Here is an 18,086-nt window from a genome sequence, read left to right on the forward strand (position 1 = left end):
ATTAATCATCTCCCCTACTTAACTTCAACATCCATCAAAGTTCCAGGAGTATAATCTAGATTATTTGACAGTTTAACCCTCACCTCAAATACCATTCCTTGTTTATCTTCTTTTGTTTCTGTATTTTTAGGTGTAAATTCCGTCTGGGGAGATATAAAAATAACTTCACCCGTTCCAACTTTTTTGTCATTATAGTATAAATTTAAATTATCCTTGAGTTTTATATCATGACGTTTTGACTGCTCAACATATATTTTTATATATCTGCTATCTGTATCAAGCACCTTTGCTATATTACCACCCTGCTGAACCATTTCTCCTTCATGGACAAGTACATCTGAAACAACACCACTTTGATAGCTTTTAATATCACATTTCGATATATTTAAATTAACCAAATCTAATGTAGCTTGCGCCTGTTTTACCGAGCCTTCCACTTGTTTTTTCTTATTATCATCTACTCCATCTGGTAAACTATCAAAATTTGCCTTGGCAGTTTCAAGTGAACCTTCTGCTTGATTCTTTTGAATTTTATAAGCATCAGAATTTATAGTTGCAATAGCATCATCTTTTCTAATCTTATTTCCCTCTTCTATATTTAACTTATCAACCTTTCCACTAACTTCTGAAGTTATATAAGAACTTCTACATTCTACTGTACCTGTATACTTATTTCTATACGCCGTTTTAGTACCACATGCAGTTAAACTAAAACAGATAATTCCTAAAAGAGCAAATACCATTTTCTTATTTTTCATTGTTCTCATCACCTTTCTTTATTATTCCATTTAGAAATACCTCTACCATTTGATCTACCTGCTGTTCTTTACTAATTGTTATTAATTCAGGGAAAACCGTACTTTGGACTACATATCCAATCACACTAGCAATCATTGTTCTTCCAACCACCATTGGATCAACATCCTTAAACACTTCTTTAAATTGGCTTTTATCAATGTAATCAACTAAAATATCTTTAGCTGCTAAAATTATATTTTCTTTAAAAGCCTGTTTTAAATCTTCTTGATATTGAATTTCTGTAAATACAATTTTAAAAAGCTCTTTATTCTTTTCAAGTAAATCAATTCTATCTAGCATTATTATCTTAACTATTTCCCTTAAATCTTTATCTTTATTTTTTTCTATCAACTTGCCTAATCTTTTCGCTATAATATTCTTACCTATAGTTTTTGAAGAAAGTATTACTATCTTGGCAAGCAACGCTTTTTTATTTTTAAAATATCTAAATAAGGTTCCCTCAGCTATACCAGCTTCTCTAGAGATTTCACTAGTTGTTGCCGCATTGTACCCTTTTTCAGAAAAAATTCTAATTGCTGCATCTAATATTTCCTGTTCTCTATTTTCTGCTGCTTTTCTCACCATAAACTTTTTATTCCCCCTATCTAAGTTTTTATTAATGAGTGAGTACTCACTTATTATTATATTCCTGTTTTGGATAAAGTCAACTACCTATTTACCAGTTAAATAAAAAAATTAATAAGTTCAGCTGTTATTAGCTTAATCTTACTCTTGTTTATATCCGTTACAAAAATTCCTCGGCGCCTAAAATTTCGTAGGCACCGAGAAATTTTTTTCTTCACATTCTTTTAAATTTCTAGATAACTATTCACAGTTTCATATAGCTTATCCACAATTATTGTGCATAACTCACAATTATATGTGAATATCTCAAACCTTATACACAATTGTATCCTCCACTAAAGTAGATTTTTCCCGTAAATGCAACACTATCTGACTAAATTATATAAACACACCTTGTGGATAAAATAATACACAGGTTTATACTATCTGTCCTTGTTCTTAATTTAAAATAAAAAATAATAGCTTCACTTTTATATGAAACTATTATCTATCTATTAATTTTCAGATTAAAAAATATAAGTTTTTAATATAATGAACTTTCTTAGCTTTTTAACAAATATTTTATACTTGCAGCCAATTTAGTACATCTTGTATTTTCCTATCCCAAAAACCCCATTCATGAATTCCATTCTCTTCCTCATATGTGTAATCATAATCAAGTTTTTTTATAAATTCTCTAAATTTAACATTATCTTGGTATAGAAGATCCTCTGTACCACAGCATTGATATATCCTTGGCTTTTCACATCTCTTTTGTGAAAGTTCCTTTGTCAAATGAAATAAATCATGCTTGCTTCCCTCAATATCTGTGAAAGTTCCTAAAATACTCTCAATCTCATCTGCAGTCATAACAGAATTATAAGGATCCTTTTTAGTATCTTCATAAGTTCTAACAATATCGGTAACCCCAGATAAACTTGCTGCTGCAGCATATCTTTCTGGACAGCTTAAGGCAATTTTAAGCGCACCATATCCGCCCATGGAAAGACCTGCTATAAATGTATCCTCTCTCTTACTAGATATATGAAAAAACTGCTGCATCAATGTTGGAAGTTCCTCAGTAATAAACGTAAAATACTTATATCCATGTACCATATCAGTATAAAATCCTCTTCCCCCATTTGGCATAACAACAATCAAGTTTTTTTCTGCAACATATCTTTCTATGGAAGTTCTTCTAATCCAAATACTTTCATCATCTGACAGTCCATGTAAAAGATACAAAACAGGAGAGTTACCATTAGCCTTTGCTCCTCCCATACCTATCTGAGTTTTGGTATTTTGAGGAAGTATAACCTTAGCAGACGTTGATAATCCTAAAACTTCAGAATAAAATTTACAATCAATAAGTGCCATAACTTTTCACCCCATTTATATATGCTTAACTTAAGTATTATTTATAATATACCATAACTATATATAAACACTCCATAAAAAAACACCTAAATTTTTCACATATTTCTATAAATCATCTACTAAAGTACTTGCTTTTGCATATGCTGTAGATTTTGCTTCAAAGAAATCCGTCTTTACTGAGTTCGCATCGGAATAAATATCTACCCAAAGAGCTGGATTTTCATCATATCCATCATATAGTGGTTCAAACCCAATTGCCTCAAGTCTTTTGTTTCCAAGATATTTAATATAGTCTTCTATAAGTTTCTTATTCAATCCTTGAATTTTATCACCTATTACATAGCTTCCCCAAGCAATTTCATGTTCTACACCAGTTTTAATCATTTCTCTAAGTTCCATTTTTACTTCTTTTGTAAACATCTGTGGTTCTTCCACCTGAAGTTCTTTTATAATATTTCTAAATAACCACAAATGTGTATTTTCATCTCTATTTATATATCTTATTTCCTGTGCTGAGCCTGGCATTTTTCCGTTTCTTTCAAGATTATAAAAAAACATAAAACCTGAGTAAAAATAAATACCTTCAAGTATGTAATTTCCCATTATCGTTTTTAAAAAATTTCTTTCATTTGGAGTCTTAACAAAATTATTGTATATATCTCCTATAAATTTATTCCTATTTAGAAGTATACTATCATCTTTCCACTGAAATAATATTTCATTTCTTTTCTCTGGAGAACATATTGTATCAAGCATATAACTGTAACTTTGAGAATGTACTGCTTCTTGAAAAGCCTGAATAGTAAGACACAAGTTAACTTCACTTGCTGTAATATAATTATTTATATTTCCAAGATTAGCTGTCTGAACAGAATCAAGAAATATAAGAAATGAAAGTATTTTGTCATAGGCAATTCTTTCATCCTTATTAAGTTTTCCATAGTCCTTTAAATCCTGCGATAAATTTATCTCCTCTGGTATCCAGAAATTGTTCATAGCTTGTCTGTACCAATCTGAAACCCAGGTGTATTTCATATTATTAAAATCATTTAGATTAGTGGTATTTCCATTAACCATCCTCTTTTTAGCTGTTTCTGTATCCCCATTTTCATTAAACAATGGCTTTCTAGTTATAGACAATTGAATTCCTCCCCTTCTGTCTTTTAAATTTAATAATTTTATTTTAAGCAAAGTATAAAAATTACAATTATGCAGTGCAGCTTTCACAGTCTTCTACTGTTAGCGATTTTGATCTAACATAATAAATACTCTTAACTCCAAGCTTACATGCTTCAATATATAAATTCATGATTTGTCTCATTGTATAATCCGTAGTTACATAAAGATTAAAGGATTGAGATTGATCTATGTGCTTTTGCCTTATAGAATTTACCTTAACACATAGTTCTTGATTTATATTGTACGCTGAAATATAAAACCAATAATTATCCTGACAAAGATTTGGAGCAGTTTTTGGTGTTATGCTGCCTTTCTTTTCTTCCATCCAGAATCTTGATATAACTGGGTCTATTCCCTCAGAAGTTCCTGCAATAGTTGCTGTAGAGCCATTGGGTGCAACTGCCATAAGATATCCATTTCTCATACCATATTTCTTTATTTCTCCGTACAATTCCTGCCATTTAGCAGCTTCATATCCTCTCATTTCAAAGTAAGCTCCATTATCCCAGTCAGAGCCTTCAAAGAACTCATATGCTCCCTTTTCCTTTGCCAGCTTCATAGATGCTTTGATTGCATAATAATTTATTTTTTCATAAACCTTATCTGCAAATTCTAGGTGTGCGTCACTAGTCCATGGGATTTTGTTATTTGCAAGCATATGATGATATCCACTGGTTCCAAGCCCTATTCCTCTATATTTTTTATTCGTAACCTCTGCAAAAGGAACAGAATAATAATTTAAATCAATTACATTGTCCATAGCTCTTATTTGTGTTTCAACGACATATTCAAGCTCTTTATCGTTGTTAACATCTAGATTTCCCAGAACTATAGATGAAAGATTACATACTACAAAATCACCAGCTTTAGTCTTCTGAACTATAATTTTATCTCCATTTTCATCTATTATTTCCTCCTGCAATATGTCCATTGAGCTCATGTTTTGCATTATCTCAGTACATAAATTTGATGAATATATCATACCCTTATGTTTGTTAGGATTCATTTTATTTGCAGCATCCCTATAAAAAGCAAATGGAGTTCCTGTTTCTGCAGCACTCTTTATTATAAGCCTAACTATATCCTTAACTGACATGACTCTTTTAACAATCCTATCATCCTTCACACATTCAAAATATCTTTTTTCCCACTCTTCACCATAAAAATCTTCTAGGCAATAGCCCTTAACTGTGCTTATCTCATGAGGACACATCATGTACCAATCAGCATCTATATTTTCCTCTGCAAGCTTCCAAAAAAGATCTGGATAACATATTCCCGGGAAAACATCGTGCGCTTTCTTTCTGTCATCTCCATTATTGGTTCTAAGCTGAAGAAACTCTGGCAAGTCCTTGTGCCAAGCATCCAGCCAAACTGCAACACTTCCATTTCTAACACCAAGTTGATCTACAGCTACAGCTGTGTCATTAAAAAGTTTAACCCAAGGAACAACTCCTGCTGATGCACCTTTAAATCCTCTTATGGACGATCCCATAGCCCTTACTTTTCCAAAATATACTCCCATTCCCCCTCCAAATTTTGATACATTAGCAAAATTATCTAACGATTTATATATGCCTTTTAAACTATCATGCACTGTATCTATAAAGCAGGAACTAAGCTGATAAAAGGGCTTTCTAGCATTAGACATAGTTGGTGTCGCCATGGTTGCCTTTAAAGAGCTTAATACATCATAAAATTTCTTTGCAAAATACACTCTTTTTTCGCTTTTTTCTGGTATAGCAAGATGCATAGCTATTCCCATAAACATTTGCTGTGGAAGCTCAATTGTTTTTCTATTAAAATCTTGAATTAAATATCTGCTTGAAAGCAGTTTTATTCCACTATAAGTAAATAAAAAGTCTCTATCTTGTTTTATGAATTTTTCAAGTTCATCTACCTCAGCTTTTGAATAATTATCTAATATGTACTTTCCATATAAACCTTTTTCCGTCAACTCTAAAATAAAATCATAGAAATTTCCATAAGGATTTCTTCCATCTGGTATATTCCTATTTTCTCTTACCTCATCATATAATTTTACTATGTATAATCTTGAGGCACAATCAAGCCACTTAGGTGCTGTAGGTGTTGTAAGTTCTAAACATACCTGAATAATCGAATCGATTAGTTCTTTACTACTCATACCTTCTCTTAAAATATGCTCAAGTGAGCTTAAAAGCTTTTTCCTATCATATAAATCCCATTCATCGTTTATGGCTTTCATTGCCTCATCACATAATTCTGTTAAATCTCTCATTTCAATACTCCTCCACAACATCTAGTATATATATTGTGTTTATCCAGTCCAAACCACAATATATTGGCATATTCATTATAGTGCCTGCTTTAGTATTTTGTAAAACAAGATTTTGGGTTAAAATCTCCCGTTAAAGTATACCATTATCGTATACTTTACTTTTTCTCAAATTCCAATAGTTTCATACTTTTTATACTCTTGCTTGAAAAGTTAATAGTTTTGTTGTACTATACCTATAATTAAAAGTTTATAGGAGGCTATACATGTTTAAAGAAATTGATATTAAAGAACTACAATTCAATCCTTTTACAAAAATAAACAACGAATGGATGCTTATAACAGCTGGGACTAAAGAAAAATTTAATACAATGACTGCTAGTTGGGGTGGCTTTGGAATTCTTTGGGGCATGAATACGGCTACAGTGTACATTCGCCCTCAAAGATATACAAAAGAATTTGTTGATTCAAATGACACCTTTACAATAGCATTTTTTGATGAGAAATATAGAAACGCTCTTAATATATGTGGCAGTGTTTCAGGAAGGGATACTGATAAAGTAAAAAAAGCTGGTCTCACTCCTTACTTTATTGATGACACTGCAGCCTTTGAAGAAGCAAGCATGATAATGGTTTGTAAGAAAATATATAATCATACTATATCTCCACAAGATTTTTATTCAAAAGAAACTGATGAAAAAATGTATCCAAATAAAGACTATCATACAATGTATATTGCTAAAATTGAAAAAGTACTTAAGAATGAGAAATAAATTAATTAATTAAATAATTTTTTATTTATTAACCGCGTGAAAAAAATACAATTTAAAATTCACACGGTTTTTCTTTAGACTTTTAGAATTCTAGCAAAACTTTTTGATAAAATACACTATATAATTTACATTTAGTTAAATATATTATATACTCATATCTATTTTACCGTGGAAGCCTTTATTAAATTACCAGAAAAACATATAGCTAAAGATTAGAAGGGGGCATAAACTTTGTTTATAGATCATATCAAAACTCTTAGTATTTTCATATTGGCTGGTGCTATAGCTTATTTATTCTTTAAAAATCTTGACTTCAAATATAAATATACCGAAAAAGCACGAGTTCATTTCAAAATTAATAAAAAGTGGGAAGGCCTTATTTACTATTTAATTTTATTCATACCATTATTATCAATTTCCATTATAGGAATTTACTTTACTGACATATCTTCAAACATATATGCTATTTTATGGGGAATAGCTCTAGGTATAAATACACATATGCAACAAAAGAACAATGCGAAATAACAGTATCTTGGAATATTATCAGGTAAGAATTTAATTGATTACAAAAATTCATGCCTAAAATTCCGTAGGTGCGGAGGAAAATCTTCCTTAATCCACTGTGAATGCGAAGTACGTGTATTACAGGATAGTTTAAATAAAATTTTATAAATCTTAGGCAAAAAACTTTAAAAGCCTTAGATGTTTCAATTGCTTGAGCTTTTCTCAGCGAGTTATTGAAACTTCTTAGGCTTTTAAAGTTTTTTATCTTAGATTTATTAATTTTATTTAATATCCTGTGGTGCACTTACTTCGCATTATGCTGTTTCTTCTATAGCTGCTCCTGTAAATTGACTATTGTAAAGATCTGCATAGAAACCTTTCTTTTCAAGGAGTTCATTGTGATTTCCCTGTTCTATTATAGTTCCATGATTCATAACAAGTATTAAATCTGCATCTCTTATTGTAGACAATCTATGTGCTATTACAAAGCTGGTTCTGCCCTTCATTAAGTTATTCATAGCCTTTTGTATAGCAAGTTCAGTTCTTGTATCTACACTACTTGTAGCTTCATCAAGTATTAATATTTGAGGATCTGCAAGTATTGCACGAGCTATTGTTAATAGCTGTTTTTGTCCTTGCGAAATATTTGAAGCTTCTTCGTTTAATATTGTATTATATCCTTCAGGAAGAGTTCTTATAAAGTGATCAGCATGAGCTGCCTTTGAAGCCTTTATAATTTCTTCTTCTGTTGCTCCCTCTCTTCCGTAGGCAATATTATCTCTTATAGTTCCATTAAATAGCCATGTATCTTGAAGAACCATACCAAACATTTTTCTAAGATCATTTCTCTTAAATTCTCTTGTGTCAATTCCATCCACAGTAATTCTTCCATCATTAATCTCATAGAAACGCATTAAGAGATTTACGATTGTAGTCTTTCCAGCACCTGTTGGTCCTACAATAGCTATAGTCTGGCCTGGTTTTACATGTATATTAAGATTTTCCATAAGAAGCTCATTTTCTTTGTATCCAAAATGAACATTTTCAAACTTAACTTCTCCCTTAGCTGCCTCAAGCACTTCTGAATCTTCCTTATCAGGTTCTTCTTCTGTTTCTTCAAGAAGTTCAAAAACACGTTCTGCTGCTGCCATTGTTGACTGAATTATATTAGCTATATTAGCTGTTTGAACTATAGGCATTGTAAAGAGTCTGTTATATTGGAAAAATGCTTGAACATCACCTATTGCAATAGCTCCATTAGAAACAAGAATTCCTCCAGCTACACATACAGCAACATATCCTAGGTTGTTTACAAAGTTCATTAAAGGAAAGATTATACCAGACATAAACTGTGCCTTCCATCCAGAAGCATACAATCTATTGTTAATTTTATTAAATTCCTCTATAGAATCCTTTTCCTTACCAAAAGCCTTAACTATTTTGTGCCCTGTAAACATTTCTTCTACATGCCCATTAATCATTCCAAGTTCCTTCTGTTGAGCTGCAAAGAACTTTTGAGACTTTTTAGCAATAAACATAGTTATGAAAACAGAAACCGGTAATGTTAATACGCATATAAGTGTTAACCATCCGCTTATTGTAAGCATCATAACTATAGCTCCAATAATTTGTACAATAGAAGATATAAGCTGTGTTAAACTTTGTTGAAGGGTAGTTGCTACAGTATCAAGATCGTTAGTTACACGGCTAAGTATTTCACCATTAGTTTTTGAATCAAAATATTTTAACGGTAATCTATTTAGCTTATCCTCAACATCCCTTCTCATTGTATAAACAGTCTTTTGAGCAACAGATGCCATTACAAATGACTGTATAAAATTAAATGCAGAACTTACTACATATAGTCCAATTAAAATAAGAATTATTCTTCCTATATAGTCGAAGTCAATTTTTCTTCCATACTTATTTACTACTTTAGTTATAGCTTGATTTATTTTTGCTTCTCCATTATTGATTGCTTTTTCTGCTGCAATTAATTTTGCCTGTCCTTGAACTATTTGTGGACTCTTTGCCATAGCCGGATTCATCTTTATAGCAGCATCCAATTTATTTTTTTGTGCTTCTATTTCCTTTGCCTGTTTAGCAATCTTGTCTTTTTGAGTATCCAATTTTTGAGTTGCCATTTTACCTATAAGCCCATCTGCAAGTTTTGTAGTTGCCTTACCCATAATTTTAGGACTAACAACGCTGAACATAACACTTAAAATTGCAGTTATAACAACTACTATAAATCTCACCTTATAAGGTGCTAGATACTTCATAAGTTTTCTTAAAGTGCCTTTAAAATCCTTGGCTTTTTCTGCTGGTCTTCCCATTGGCGGGCCGCCACCAGGACCTCTATGATGCTTCATTGGGGGTGTTTTTCTATTTTCACTCATGCTAATTCCTCCTCGCTAAGCTGAGAAGCTACTATTTCATGGTATATCTCACAGCTATTAAGTAATTCCTTATGAGTTCCTATTCCAACTACTTTACCTTCATCAAGTACTATTATTCTGTCCGCATTCATTACTGTACTTACCCTTTGAGCTACTATTATAACTGTTGAATTTGAAGTTTCCTTGTTAAGTGCAGCTCTAAGTTTAGCATCTGTTTTAAAATCAAGAGCAGAAAAACTATCATCAAATATATATATTTCAGGTCTTCTAATCAAAGCTCTTGCAATAGAAAGGCGCTGCTTTTGACCTCCAGATACATTGTTTCCGCCTTCTGATATAGGTGAATTAAAGCCATCTTTCATTCCAGATATAAACTCACTTGCTTGGGCAACTTGAGCAGCATGCTTAATATCATCCAAACTAGCATTATCATTTCCAAATTTTATATTGGATTCAATTGTTCCACTAAAGAGTATTGCTTTTTGTGGTACAAATCCAATCTTAGCTCTTAAATCTTCTTGACTCATTTCTTTAATGTCAACACCATCAACAATTATGCTTCCCTCACTCGCATCATAAAATCTTGGGATAAGACTAATGAGGGTAGATTTACCAGATCCTGTTCCTCCTATTATAGCCGTTGTCTCACCTGGTCTTGCTTTAAAAGAAATATTTGATATAGCTGGTTCTTCTGCCCCAGGATAATTAAAGCTTACATTTCTAAATTCAACATATCCTTTTTCACCTTCAGAAGATTTCATAGGATTTTTAGGATCATTAATTTCAGGTTTCATATCGAGAACTTCATTAATTCTTACTGCTGAAGCTTGTGCACGTGGGATTAATACAAACATAACTGCAACCATAAGAACAGACATCATGATTTGCATTGCATACTGGGTGAATGCCATCATGTCTCCAACCTTCATTTCTCCCAAATCTATTCTCTTTGCTCCAAACCATATAATAGAGATTGAAGTTAAATTCATAACTAACATCATAAGTGGCATCATTCCAGCCATAATTTTATTGGCTTTAATAGCTGTATTTGTATAATCAGCATTTGCTTCATCAAAACGCTTTTTTTCAACTTCCTGTCTATCAAAAGCACGAATAACCCTTATACCTGTAAGTCCTTCACGAAGTACAAGATTTATCTTATCAACCTTTTTCTGCATAAGCTTAAAGAGTGGGACAACCCCTCCTCCTATAAGTACTATAACTATAATTAAAACTGGTATTGCAACAAGAAAAATTATACTAAGTGCTTGATCCTTTCTAAGTGCTAGTATTACACCACCTATACACATCATTGGAGCTGTAATAAGCATTCTAAGCATCATTATAACAACATTTTGAACCTGAGTTATATCATTAGTTGTTCTTGTTATAAGTGAAGCACTTCCTATCTTATCAAACTCATTTAAAGAATAGCTTTCTATTCTTGTAAATAATTTTTTTCTTAAATTTCTTGTAAGTCCAAGAGTAGTTTTAGATGCAATTAAACTTCCAATAATAGCACACGTAATACTTGCTGCAGATACTAAAAGCATCTTTCCGCCTGTACTCCATATATAGGGGATATCTGGATTACTTGCACCTTTGGCGTTAACTTTTAATATACCATTGTTTATAATGTCTGACATTAAATTTGGTAAATTTAAGTCCGCCATTGACTGAAAAAATGCTAAGATTAGTATTATTACTACGGACAGCGCAAATGGTTTTAGGTTTTTCAAGAGTTTTATCAAATTTCCTCATCTCCTTTGATTGTTTCTTCTTTCATATAATCAAATAATTTAGTTAACAATTCTATAAATTTATCACTGTCATCTTCGCCTAAATAGTCAACAAGCCCATATACCAAATCATGAAATTCTTTTTGAGCCTTTTTTAAAATTTCTTCCCCTTTATCCGTAAGCTGTATTCTAACAACTCTCCTATCGTTTAAATCCATAGTCCTTTTAACAAATCCACGACTTTCAAGAGCATTTATTTGTTGAGTTATTGTAGGGGATGCAACTCTTAACTTTTTACTTAATTGAGATACTTTTATTCCTTCTTTTTCATTTTTAAAACCTTTTTTCATACAAAAGAGAACATGCATTTCCCCATGCGTGATCCCTGCAATATATTTGGAATGAAATTTAACTTTCCTAAACTGTACAAAAGCAAAAATAAGCTTATCCGCAATTTCCTCCTTATTATCCTTCTCCATATTTTCCTCCTTATTCAAACTATAGTTAGTCGAATAATTTATTAGTGAAATAAATTATTAGGTAACCTAATTATATTTAAAAATTAGTTTATTGTCAATATTATTTTCTCTATTTTTTGTTATAGTATAAACTATTATGTGAAATCTTTAATTAAAAAAAAACATCCGCAGATTTATTTGTAATTTGCGGATGCTTTTTATTTTAATTTACATTTTATAATTGTCTAATTTAAAGATAAATCACTCTGAAACTTAAAATTCATGTTTATTTTTTATCTAAGTTCCTTTTGAGCATAATAAACTATTCCGATTGCCCCTGGTCCTACATGAAGTCCAATGACTGGGCCTATATCACAAATTAATGGCTTTATATTTAGCTTGGATTCAATTTCAGCTGCAAGTTTTTTCGCCTCATCATAGCAATTAATATGATGTACTGCAATTTCTCCAAGTCCAAAGTTTTTTACATCTTCAAGCATTTTATTAAGCATTGTAGCTACAGCTTTTTTCTTAGTTCTTACCTTTGCATATACTGAAGTAACACCGTTTTCAACCGTAAGTATTGGAATTATTTTAAGTATATTTCCAATAAGAGCACTTGCACCACCTATTCTTCCACCTTTCCTTAAATATACTAGGTTCTCTGGTATAAATAAGAACTTGCTTCTTTTAAGATTTTCCTCTGCTGCAAGCTTAACTTCATCTAAGCTCTTACCCTCTTTAGCAACTTTGGCAGCACTAATAGCAGCGAATCCAAGCTGCATACAATTATCACGAGAATCTATTATTTCAATTTTAGCATCCTTATATTCTTCAAGCACCATACTTTTAGCAACATGTGCAGTTGAATAAGTTCCGCTCATTTCAGAAGATATAAATATACAAAGAAGACTATCTCCACTACTTACAACTTCCTTCATCTCTTTAACCATATCTTCAATAGAAGGTTGCGATGACTTAGGAATTCCTTTTTCCTCCATCTTTTTATAAAAAATATTATTGCTTATTTCAGTTTCTTTAAAACTTTCATCTTCAAAGCTAACACACAGTGACAGAATTCTTATTCCATATTCTTTTCTTAATCCCTCATCCATGCTGCTAGTGCTATCGGTTAAAATTTGAACAGCCATAATTTCACTACTCCTCCAAAATTGGTTTATATTTTATTCTAGCATTTTTAATAAAAAAAACCAATTATAAATAAACGAGCAATTGATAATTAAGGCTGAACAATTTTTAATGTAGTATTCTATATTACTATCTCGATTCCCCTATTAGCTTTTCTATAGCTTCACCAACTTCATCCTTAGACAAAACACTTATAATGAATCCATCAGCTTTCACCACAAATACTATGTAATCATCATTTATATAAGCCCTTTCGTAACCAGGAAATGTGCCCACCTTGATCAATTAATATACTTCCTAATACATCTATTAATGGTTTTTTAATAGGTTATTAACTCATGAATTATTTTGACTTTAGTTTGCTATTTTTGTATCCATAAAACACATAAATTAAAATACCGATTAAAAGCCAAATAAGGAATCTAATCCAGGTAATAACAGGAAGCGTGTATATTAAATAACCACAACAAAATATAGTTATAATCGGAGTAAACGGAACACCCGGGCATTTAAATTTTCTCTTAACCTCTGGCATAGTTACTCTTAAAACTATAACACCAAGAGAAACAAGTGCAAATGCAAACAAGGTTCCTATATTACACAATTCCATTATCATATTAAGTGGTAAAAAACCAGCCAGTACAGCAGTAACTACACCTGTTAAAATAGTGCATAAGCCTGGTGTACTATGCTTTTTATTCACTTTTGCAAAAACATTTGGCAGCAATCCATCTCTTGCCATAACCATAAATATCCTAATTTGACCATACAAAGTTGCAAGAAGAGTAGATACCATTCCAACTACAGCACCAACTCCAACTAATGCAGAACCCCAATTTATTCCTATGTGTGAAAGCGCTCCTGGAAGAGCATTATCTATGCTAACATTTTTATACGAAATTATACCTGTCAGCACTAATGAGACAGCTATGTACATGATTATAACTACTACTAAGCATAAAGCCAGTCCACGTGGCACATCTTTCTCTGGATCTTTAGTTTCCTCTGAAGCTGTAGAAACTGTATCAAAACCTATAAAAGCAAAGAATATAATTGATGCACCAGATACTACTCCATTAACACCAAAAGGCATAAATGGATGATAATTTGCTGCCTTTATATGAGTTACACCTAATGCTATAAATATAACAATTATCAATATTTTTATTACAACTATAGCATCATTTATTTTTGCACTTTCCGATACACCTATGTATAAAAGCCATGTTACTACTGCCGTTATAAGCACTGCTGGCAAGTCCACAATTCCTCCAGATATTGGTGCCTTAGTTAACATACTCGGCAATTTAATTCCATAATCACTTAATATTCCATTTAGCGAACCTGACCAACCTGCTGCAACCGCCGCTGCTGAAACAAGATATTCAAGTATTAAATCCCACCCTATTATCCATGCAATAATCTCACCAAAAGCAACATATGAATAAGAATATGTACTTCCTGATACAGGAAACATTGATGCAAGTTCAGAATATGTAAGAGCACAAAGAGCACTTGTTATAGCTGCAATCATAAACGATATAATAACTGCTGGCCCTGCCATTTTGGCACCTTGACCCGTTGCCACAAATATACCTGTACCAACTATTGAACCTATTCCAAGTGCAGCCAAATCAAAGCTTGTAAGTTTCTTTTTTAAACTACTTTTAGCATAATCATTATCAAAATTCTTTACGGTTTTCTTTCTGAATATTTCCACATTGTATCCCTCCTATAAGTTTGCACTAGTTAATAATTATAAGTCACATCGAATTATTATACAATACTTATTTAAAATTTAATTGCTTACGAAGATTCAAGCCTAAAATTCCGGAGGTACGAAGGAATTTTTTCCTTGTATCCGTGGAGCTTAGTAACAATACTGAAGGGGCAATTTAAAAAAATTCTAATAAATCTTGATAAAAAAATCATAGAATTCTTAGATATTTCAATCTGTTTAAGCCAAAGGCGAGTTATTGAAACATCTTAGTATTTTATGATTTCTTCATCTTAGATTTATAGAATTTTTTTAACGCGGCTAAGCATTGTTACTAAGCTATTGACTCTATATACTTTTCTCCCTTTTCCCTATCGTATTGTCCTTCCCATTTTGAAATTACAATTACAGCAAGGGAATTTCCTATAACATTCACTACAGTCCTTGCCATATCTAAAATACGATCTATTCCTGCTATAAATGCAACTCCTTCAACAGGAATTCCAACTGAACCTAAGGTTGCAAGGAGAACTACAAAGGACGTACCAGGAACAGCAGCCATTCCCTTTGAAGTTATCATAAGTACAACCACAAGATTTATTTGGGTAATTATTGAAAGATGTATTCCATAAAGTTGAGCTATAAATATAGCTGCAATAGATTGATATAAGGCAGAACCATCTAAGTTAAAAGAATATCCTGTTGGTACCACAAAGGAAATTATGGACTGTGGCGCCCCAAATTTCTCCATTTTCTCCATAAGCTTTGGAAGAACAGCCTCTGAACTTGCAGTAGTGTAGGCTAATATGATTTCTTCTTTTAATATCTTTATTATTTTAAAGACGCTTGTCTTCGCTACAAATTTAGCTATAAGCCCAAATACAACAAATACGAAAAGAAATATTGCTCCATAAACTGTCAAAACCAATTTTCCAAGAGGAATAAGTGATTTAACTCCAAATTTAGATATTGTAAGTCCTATAAGTCCAAATACTCCAACTGGCGCAACCCTCATTATTTGATTTGTTACCCAGAACATTACATTCTCTATACCTGAAAATAATTCAATAATAATTTTTCCCTTTTCTCCAATAGCAGCTGTGCCAAGTCCAAACATAACTGAAAAAAATATTATTGGCAGTAATTCGCCATTTGTTAAGGATTCAAATATGTTCGAAGGTACAATATTTACAATTATGTCTAACGCTCCATGATGAGAACTTGTTTTAGCTGTATTTACATATGTATCAATGCTTGTCTTAGCTAACTCATGCATATTAATTCCAGTTCCAGGTTTAACTACGTTTGCTATAAAAAGCCCCAAAATAATAGCAAATGTAGTTATTATCTCAAAATACAAAAGCGTTTTTGCACCTATTTTTCCAACCTTCTTTATATCTCCAAGGCTTGAAACTCCTACAACAAGTGCAGAAAAAACTATAGGAATTACTATCATTTTTATAAGCCTTAAAAAAATATCTCCAAGTGGCTTTAAATAACTTTGAGCCGTAGTATTACCGTAAAAAACTGCTCCTACAATAATACCTAAAATTAACCCTAGCACTATTTGAAATGCTAGTCCAAATTTAATCTTTTTCATATTATTAATTCCCTCCTAAAGTTTGTTTATGAAATTTACCCGTATAATCATTGCAAATTTAATTTTAAAATGTACTCAGTTTTACTATATTAATTATATTAATTTAGCGTTAATAATCATCTATATGAGGATTATAATAATATAACTACGTAATATAACAAAAAACTACAATTATTCTATTGAATTTTTATTATATAATTATTAGAATATAAAGTTGTACCCTTAATATGAAATTTAAGAAAATTGCATTAAAAATTTCATGTTATGCATATCAATTAATTTTAGGAGTTGTTTTAATTGAAAAAAAAATTATATATACTACTAGTTATGATAATTGTAATTCCCTTAGCAGGTGAATTAAAAATATATCCTTTTCACAACACTTACAGGGTTAGCTTTGGAACACCTATATTTTTCTTCTTCTTGCTTTGGATAAAAAAAATGCACCCTCTATTTTCAGGCTTTATAATAGGTGCCTCGGTTGTAATCTTTCGAATATTTTTATATGTATTCATGACGGGAAACTTTCAGCTTTACAATAGCTTTATGCTAAACTTTCCTGCATTCTTTTATTATCTAACGTATGCTGGATTATTCTACATTATCGGAAGAAAGTATTTAAATCACTATCTTTTACTTGGATTTTTGTCTGCACTAATAGAAATTTCTTCTAGTTTAGTTGAAATCTCTATTAGACATATTTTTTTAAGTGATTACATAAACATGAGCGTTTTTAACGAAGTAATAATAATTGCAATTATACGAAGCTTTTTTGTTCTTGGTTTCTTCTATATAATAAAACTCCATGAAAAGGATTTTGAAGTTGAAAGGCAGCAAGAGCAAAATAGAAATATGGCTATTTTAATTTCAAGTCTATATGAAGAATCCATACAACTAAAAAAATCTCTATTAAATGCAGAACATATCACTAGGAACTGCTATAATTTATACAGAGAATTAAAAAATTCAAATGAAGCCATAGATTCAAATGCTCTATCTAAACAGATTTTAGGTATAGCTGGAGAAGTTCACGAAATAAAAAAGGATAATCAAAGAATATATGCTGGTCTTTCAAAGATGATTTTAAACGGAAACTCAACTGACTACATGACTTTAAAGGAAATAATAGCTATATTAGCAAACACAAACTCAAAATATGCTGAAGCAATGTGTAAAAACATTGACTTCATTTTGGATATAGAAGAACTTAGCGATTTATTTCATGCCTTTATACTATTATCTATACTAAATAACCTTGTTTCTAACTCTGTGGAGGCTATCAATAAAAAAGGAAGCATTAAAATTTCTGCAAAAAAAGAAGCTGGATTTCTTCAATTTAAACTTTCCGACAATGGTCCTGGAATACCTAATAAAAAGCTGGAGCTTATATTTAAACCTGGTTACACCACAAAATATGATAATGCAGGTAAACCTTCAACAGGAATAGGTTTATCTTACGTGAGGGAAATTATAAATAGTCTTAATGGTAGTCTCAATTTGCAATCTACAGAAAAAGAAACTATTTTTACAATAAAATTACCTTTAGCAAATTTAACTAGGGAGGAATAA

Annotated in this window: 15 protein-coding genes; 3 read left to right on the top strand and 12 right to left on the bottom strand. The window is 31.4% G+C overall.

Annotated elements, in window-relative coordinates; all coding sequences use genetic code 11:
- Positions 1–14: 14 nt before the first annotated feature.
- The 5 genes from ACJDT4_RS17415 to ACJDT4_RS17435 form a co-directional block, all read right to left on the bottom strand.
- Positions 15–758, bottom strand: a complete 744-nt coding sequence (locus ACJDT4_RS17415) for an HlyD family secretion protein (RefSeq protein WP_406788851.1) — start codon at positions 756–758, stop codon at positions 15–17.
- Entirely contained in the window at positions 748–1,383 is a 636-nt protein-coding gene (locus ACJDT4_RS17420) for a TetR/AcrR family transcriptional regulator (RefSeq protein ID WP_406788852.1), read from the bottom strand. The genes ACJDT4_RS17415 and ACJDT4_RS17420 overlap by 11 nt, the downstream gene beginning before the upstream one ends.
- A 561-nt stretch (positions 1,384–1,944) precedes the next feature.
- Positions 1,945–2,739, bottom strand: a complete 795-nt coding sequence (locus ACJDT4_RS17425; protein ID WP_406788853.1) for an alpha/beta hydrolase — start codon at positions 2,737–2,739, stop codon at positions 1,945–1,947.
- A 105-nt stretch (positions 2,740–2,844) separates the two neighbouring features.
- Positions 2,845–3,879 (bottom strand): ribonucleotide-diphosphate reductase subunit beta, encoded by a 1,035-nt coding sequence (locus ACJDT4_RS17430; RefSeq protein WP_406788854.1) that lies wholly within the window; start codon positions 3,877–3,879, stop codon positions 2,845–2,847.
- Positions 3,880–3,946: 67 nt separating this feature from the next.
- A complete protein-coding gene (locus tag ACJDT4_RS17435; protein ID WP_406788855.1) occupies positions 3,947–6,178 on the bottom strand; it encodes a ribonucleoside-diphosphate reductase subunit alpha in 2,232 nt (743 codons plus the stop codon).
- Positions 6,179–6,441: 263 nt separating this feature from the next.
- Between ACJDT4_RS17435 and ACJDT4_RS17440 the strand changes: the two genes are divergently transcribed.
- Entirely contained in the window at positions 6,442–6,948 is a 507-nt protein-coding gene (locus tag ACJDT4_RS17440) for a flavin reductase (RefSeq protein WP_406788856.1), read from the top strand.
- Positions 6,949–7,179: 231 nt separating this feature from the next.
- A complete protein-coding gene (locus tag ACJDT4_RS17445; RefSeq protein ID WP_406788857.1) occupies positions 7,180–7,476 on the top strand; it encodes a hypothetical protein in 297 nt (98 codons plus the stop codon).
- A 293-nt stretch (positions 7,477–7,769) separates the two neighbouring features.
- Here the strand turns inward: ACJDT4_RS17445 and ACJDT4_RS17450 are convergent, their stop codons facing one another.
- From ACJDT4_RS17450 to ACJDT4_RS17480, 7 genes are all read right to left on the bottom strand, one after another.
- Positions 7,770–9,854 (bottom strand): ABC transporter ATP-binding protein, encoded by a 2,085-nt coding sequence (locus ACJDT4_RS17450; protein ID WP_406788858.1) that lies wholly within the window; start codon positions 9,852–9,854, stop codon positions 7,770–7,772.
- Positions 9,851–11,605 carry an ABC transporter ATP-binding protein gene (locus ACJDT4_RS17455; protein ID WP_406788859.1) on the bottom strand — a complete coding sequence of 585 codons (1,755 nt, stop codon included), beginning with the start codon at positions 11,603–11,605 and terminating at the stop codon, positions 9,851–9,853. Before ACJDT4_RS17455 ends, ACJDT4_RS17450 begins: the two co-directional genes overlap by 4 nt.
- Positions 11,602–12,072 (bottom strand): MarR family winged helix-turn-helix transcriptional regulator, encoded by a 471-nt coding sequence (locus ACJDT4_RS17460; protein WP_406788860.1) that lies wholly within the window; start codon positions 12,070–12,072, stop codon positions 11,602–11,604. Before ACJDT4_RS17460 ends, ACJDT4_RS17455 begins: the two co-directional genes overlap by 4 nt.
- A gap of 272 nt (positions 12,073–12,344) precedes the next feature.
- Complete coding sequence (locus ACJDT4_RS17465; protein WP_406788861.1) at positions 12,345–13,202, bottom strand: DegV family protein; 858 nt, start codon at positions 13,200–13,202, stop codon at positions 12,345–12,347.
- Positions 13,203–13,329: 127 nt separating this feature from the next.
- Positions 13,330–13,485, bottom strand: coding sequence for a hypothetical protein (locus ACJDT4_RS17470; RefSeq protein ID WP_406788863.1), 156 nt, complete (start codon positions 13,483–13,485; stop codon positions 13,330–13,332).
- Between the two features lie 58 nt (positions 13,486–13,543).
- Positions 13,544–14,920, bottom strand: coding sequence for an APC family permease (locus ACJDT4_RS17475; protein WP_406788865.1), 1,377 nt, complete (start codon positions 14,918–14,920; stop codon positions 13,544–13,546).
- 331 nt (positions 14,921–15,251) lie between these two features.
- Positions 15,252–16,517: a cation:dicarboxylate symporter family transporter gene (locus tag ACJDT4_RS17480; protein ID WP_406788866.1), complete on the bottom strand. Its 1,266-nt coding sequence runs from the start codon at positions 16,515–16,517 to the stop codon at positions 15,252–15,254.
- 297 nt (positions 16,518–16,814) lie between these two features.
- Here ACJDT4_RS17480 and ACJDT4_RS17485 point away from each other — a divergent pair, with 297 nt between their 5' ends.
- On the top strand, positions 16,815–18,086 hold the full coding sequence (locus tag ACJDT4_RS17485; RefSeq protein WP_406788867.1) for an ATP-binding protein: 1,272 nt from the start codon (positions 16,815–16,817) through the stop codon (positions 18,084–18,086).

The organism is Clostridium neuense (genome assembly GCF_045310695.1).
GTDB classification, from domain to species: Bacteria; Bacillota; Clostridia; order Clostridiales; family Clostridiaceae; genus Clostridium_S; species Clostridium_S neuense.

Excerpts from the sequence above, each read along its gene's own strand:
- ACJDT4_RS17415 (WP_406788851.1), bottom strand. The coding sequence starts at position 758 with ATGAAAAATAAGAAAATGGTATTTGCTCTTTTAGGAATTATCTGTTTT.
- ACJDT4_RS17435 (WP_406788855.1), bottom strand. The coding sequence starts at position 6,178 with ATGAGAGATTTAACAGAATTATGTGATGAGGCAATGAAAGCCATAAAC.
- ACJDT4_RS17425 (WP_406788853.1), bottom strand. The coding sequence starts at position 2,739 with ATGGCACTTATTGATTGTAAATTTTATTCTGAAGTTTTAGGATTATCA.
- ACJDT4_RS17480 (WP_406788866.1), bottom strand. The coding sequence starts at position 16,517 with ATGAAAAAGATTAAATTTGGACTAGCATTTCAAATAGTGCTAGGGTTA.
- ACJDT4_RS17450 (WP_406788858.1), bottom strand. The coding sequence starts at position 9,854 with ATGAGTGAAAATAGAAAAACACCCCCAATGAAGCATCATAGAGGTCCT.
- ACJDT4_RS17460 (WP_406788860.1), bottom strand. The coding sequence starts at position 12,072 with ATGGAGAAGGATAATAAGGAGGAAATTGCGGATAAGCTTATTTTTGCT.
- ACJDT4_RS17465 (WP_406788861.1), bottom strand. The coding sequence starts at position 13,202 with ATGGCTGTTCAAATTTTAACCGATAGCACTAGCAGCATGGATGAGGGA.
- ACJDT4_RS17420 (WP_406788852.1), bottom strand. The coding sequence starts at position 1,383 with ATGGTGAGAAAAGCAGCAGAAAATAGAGAACAGGAAATATTAGATGCA.
- ACJDT4_RS17440 (WP_406788856.1), top strand. The coding sequence starts at position 6,442 with ATGTTTAAAGAAATTGATATTAAAGAACTACAATTCAATCCTTTTACA.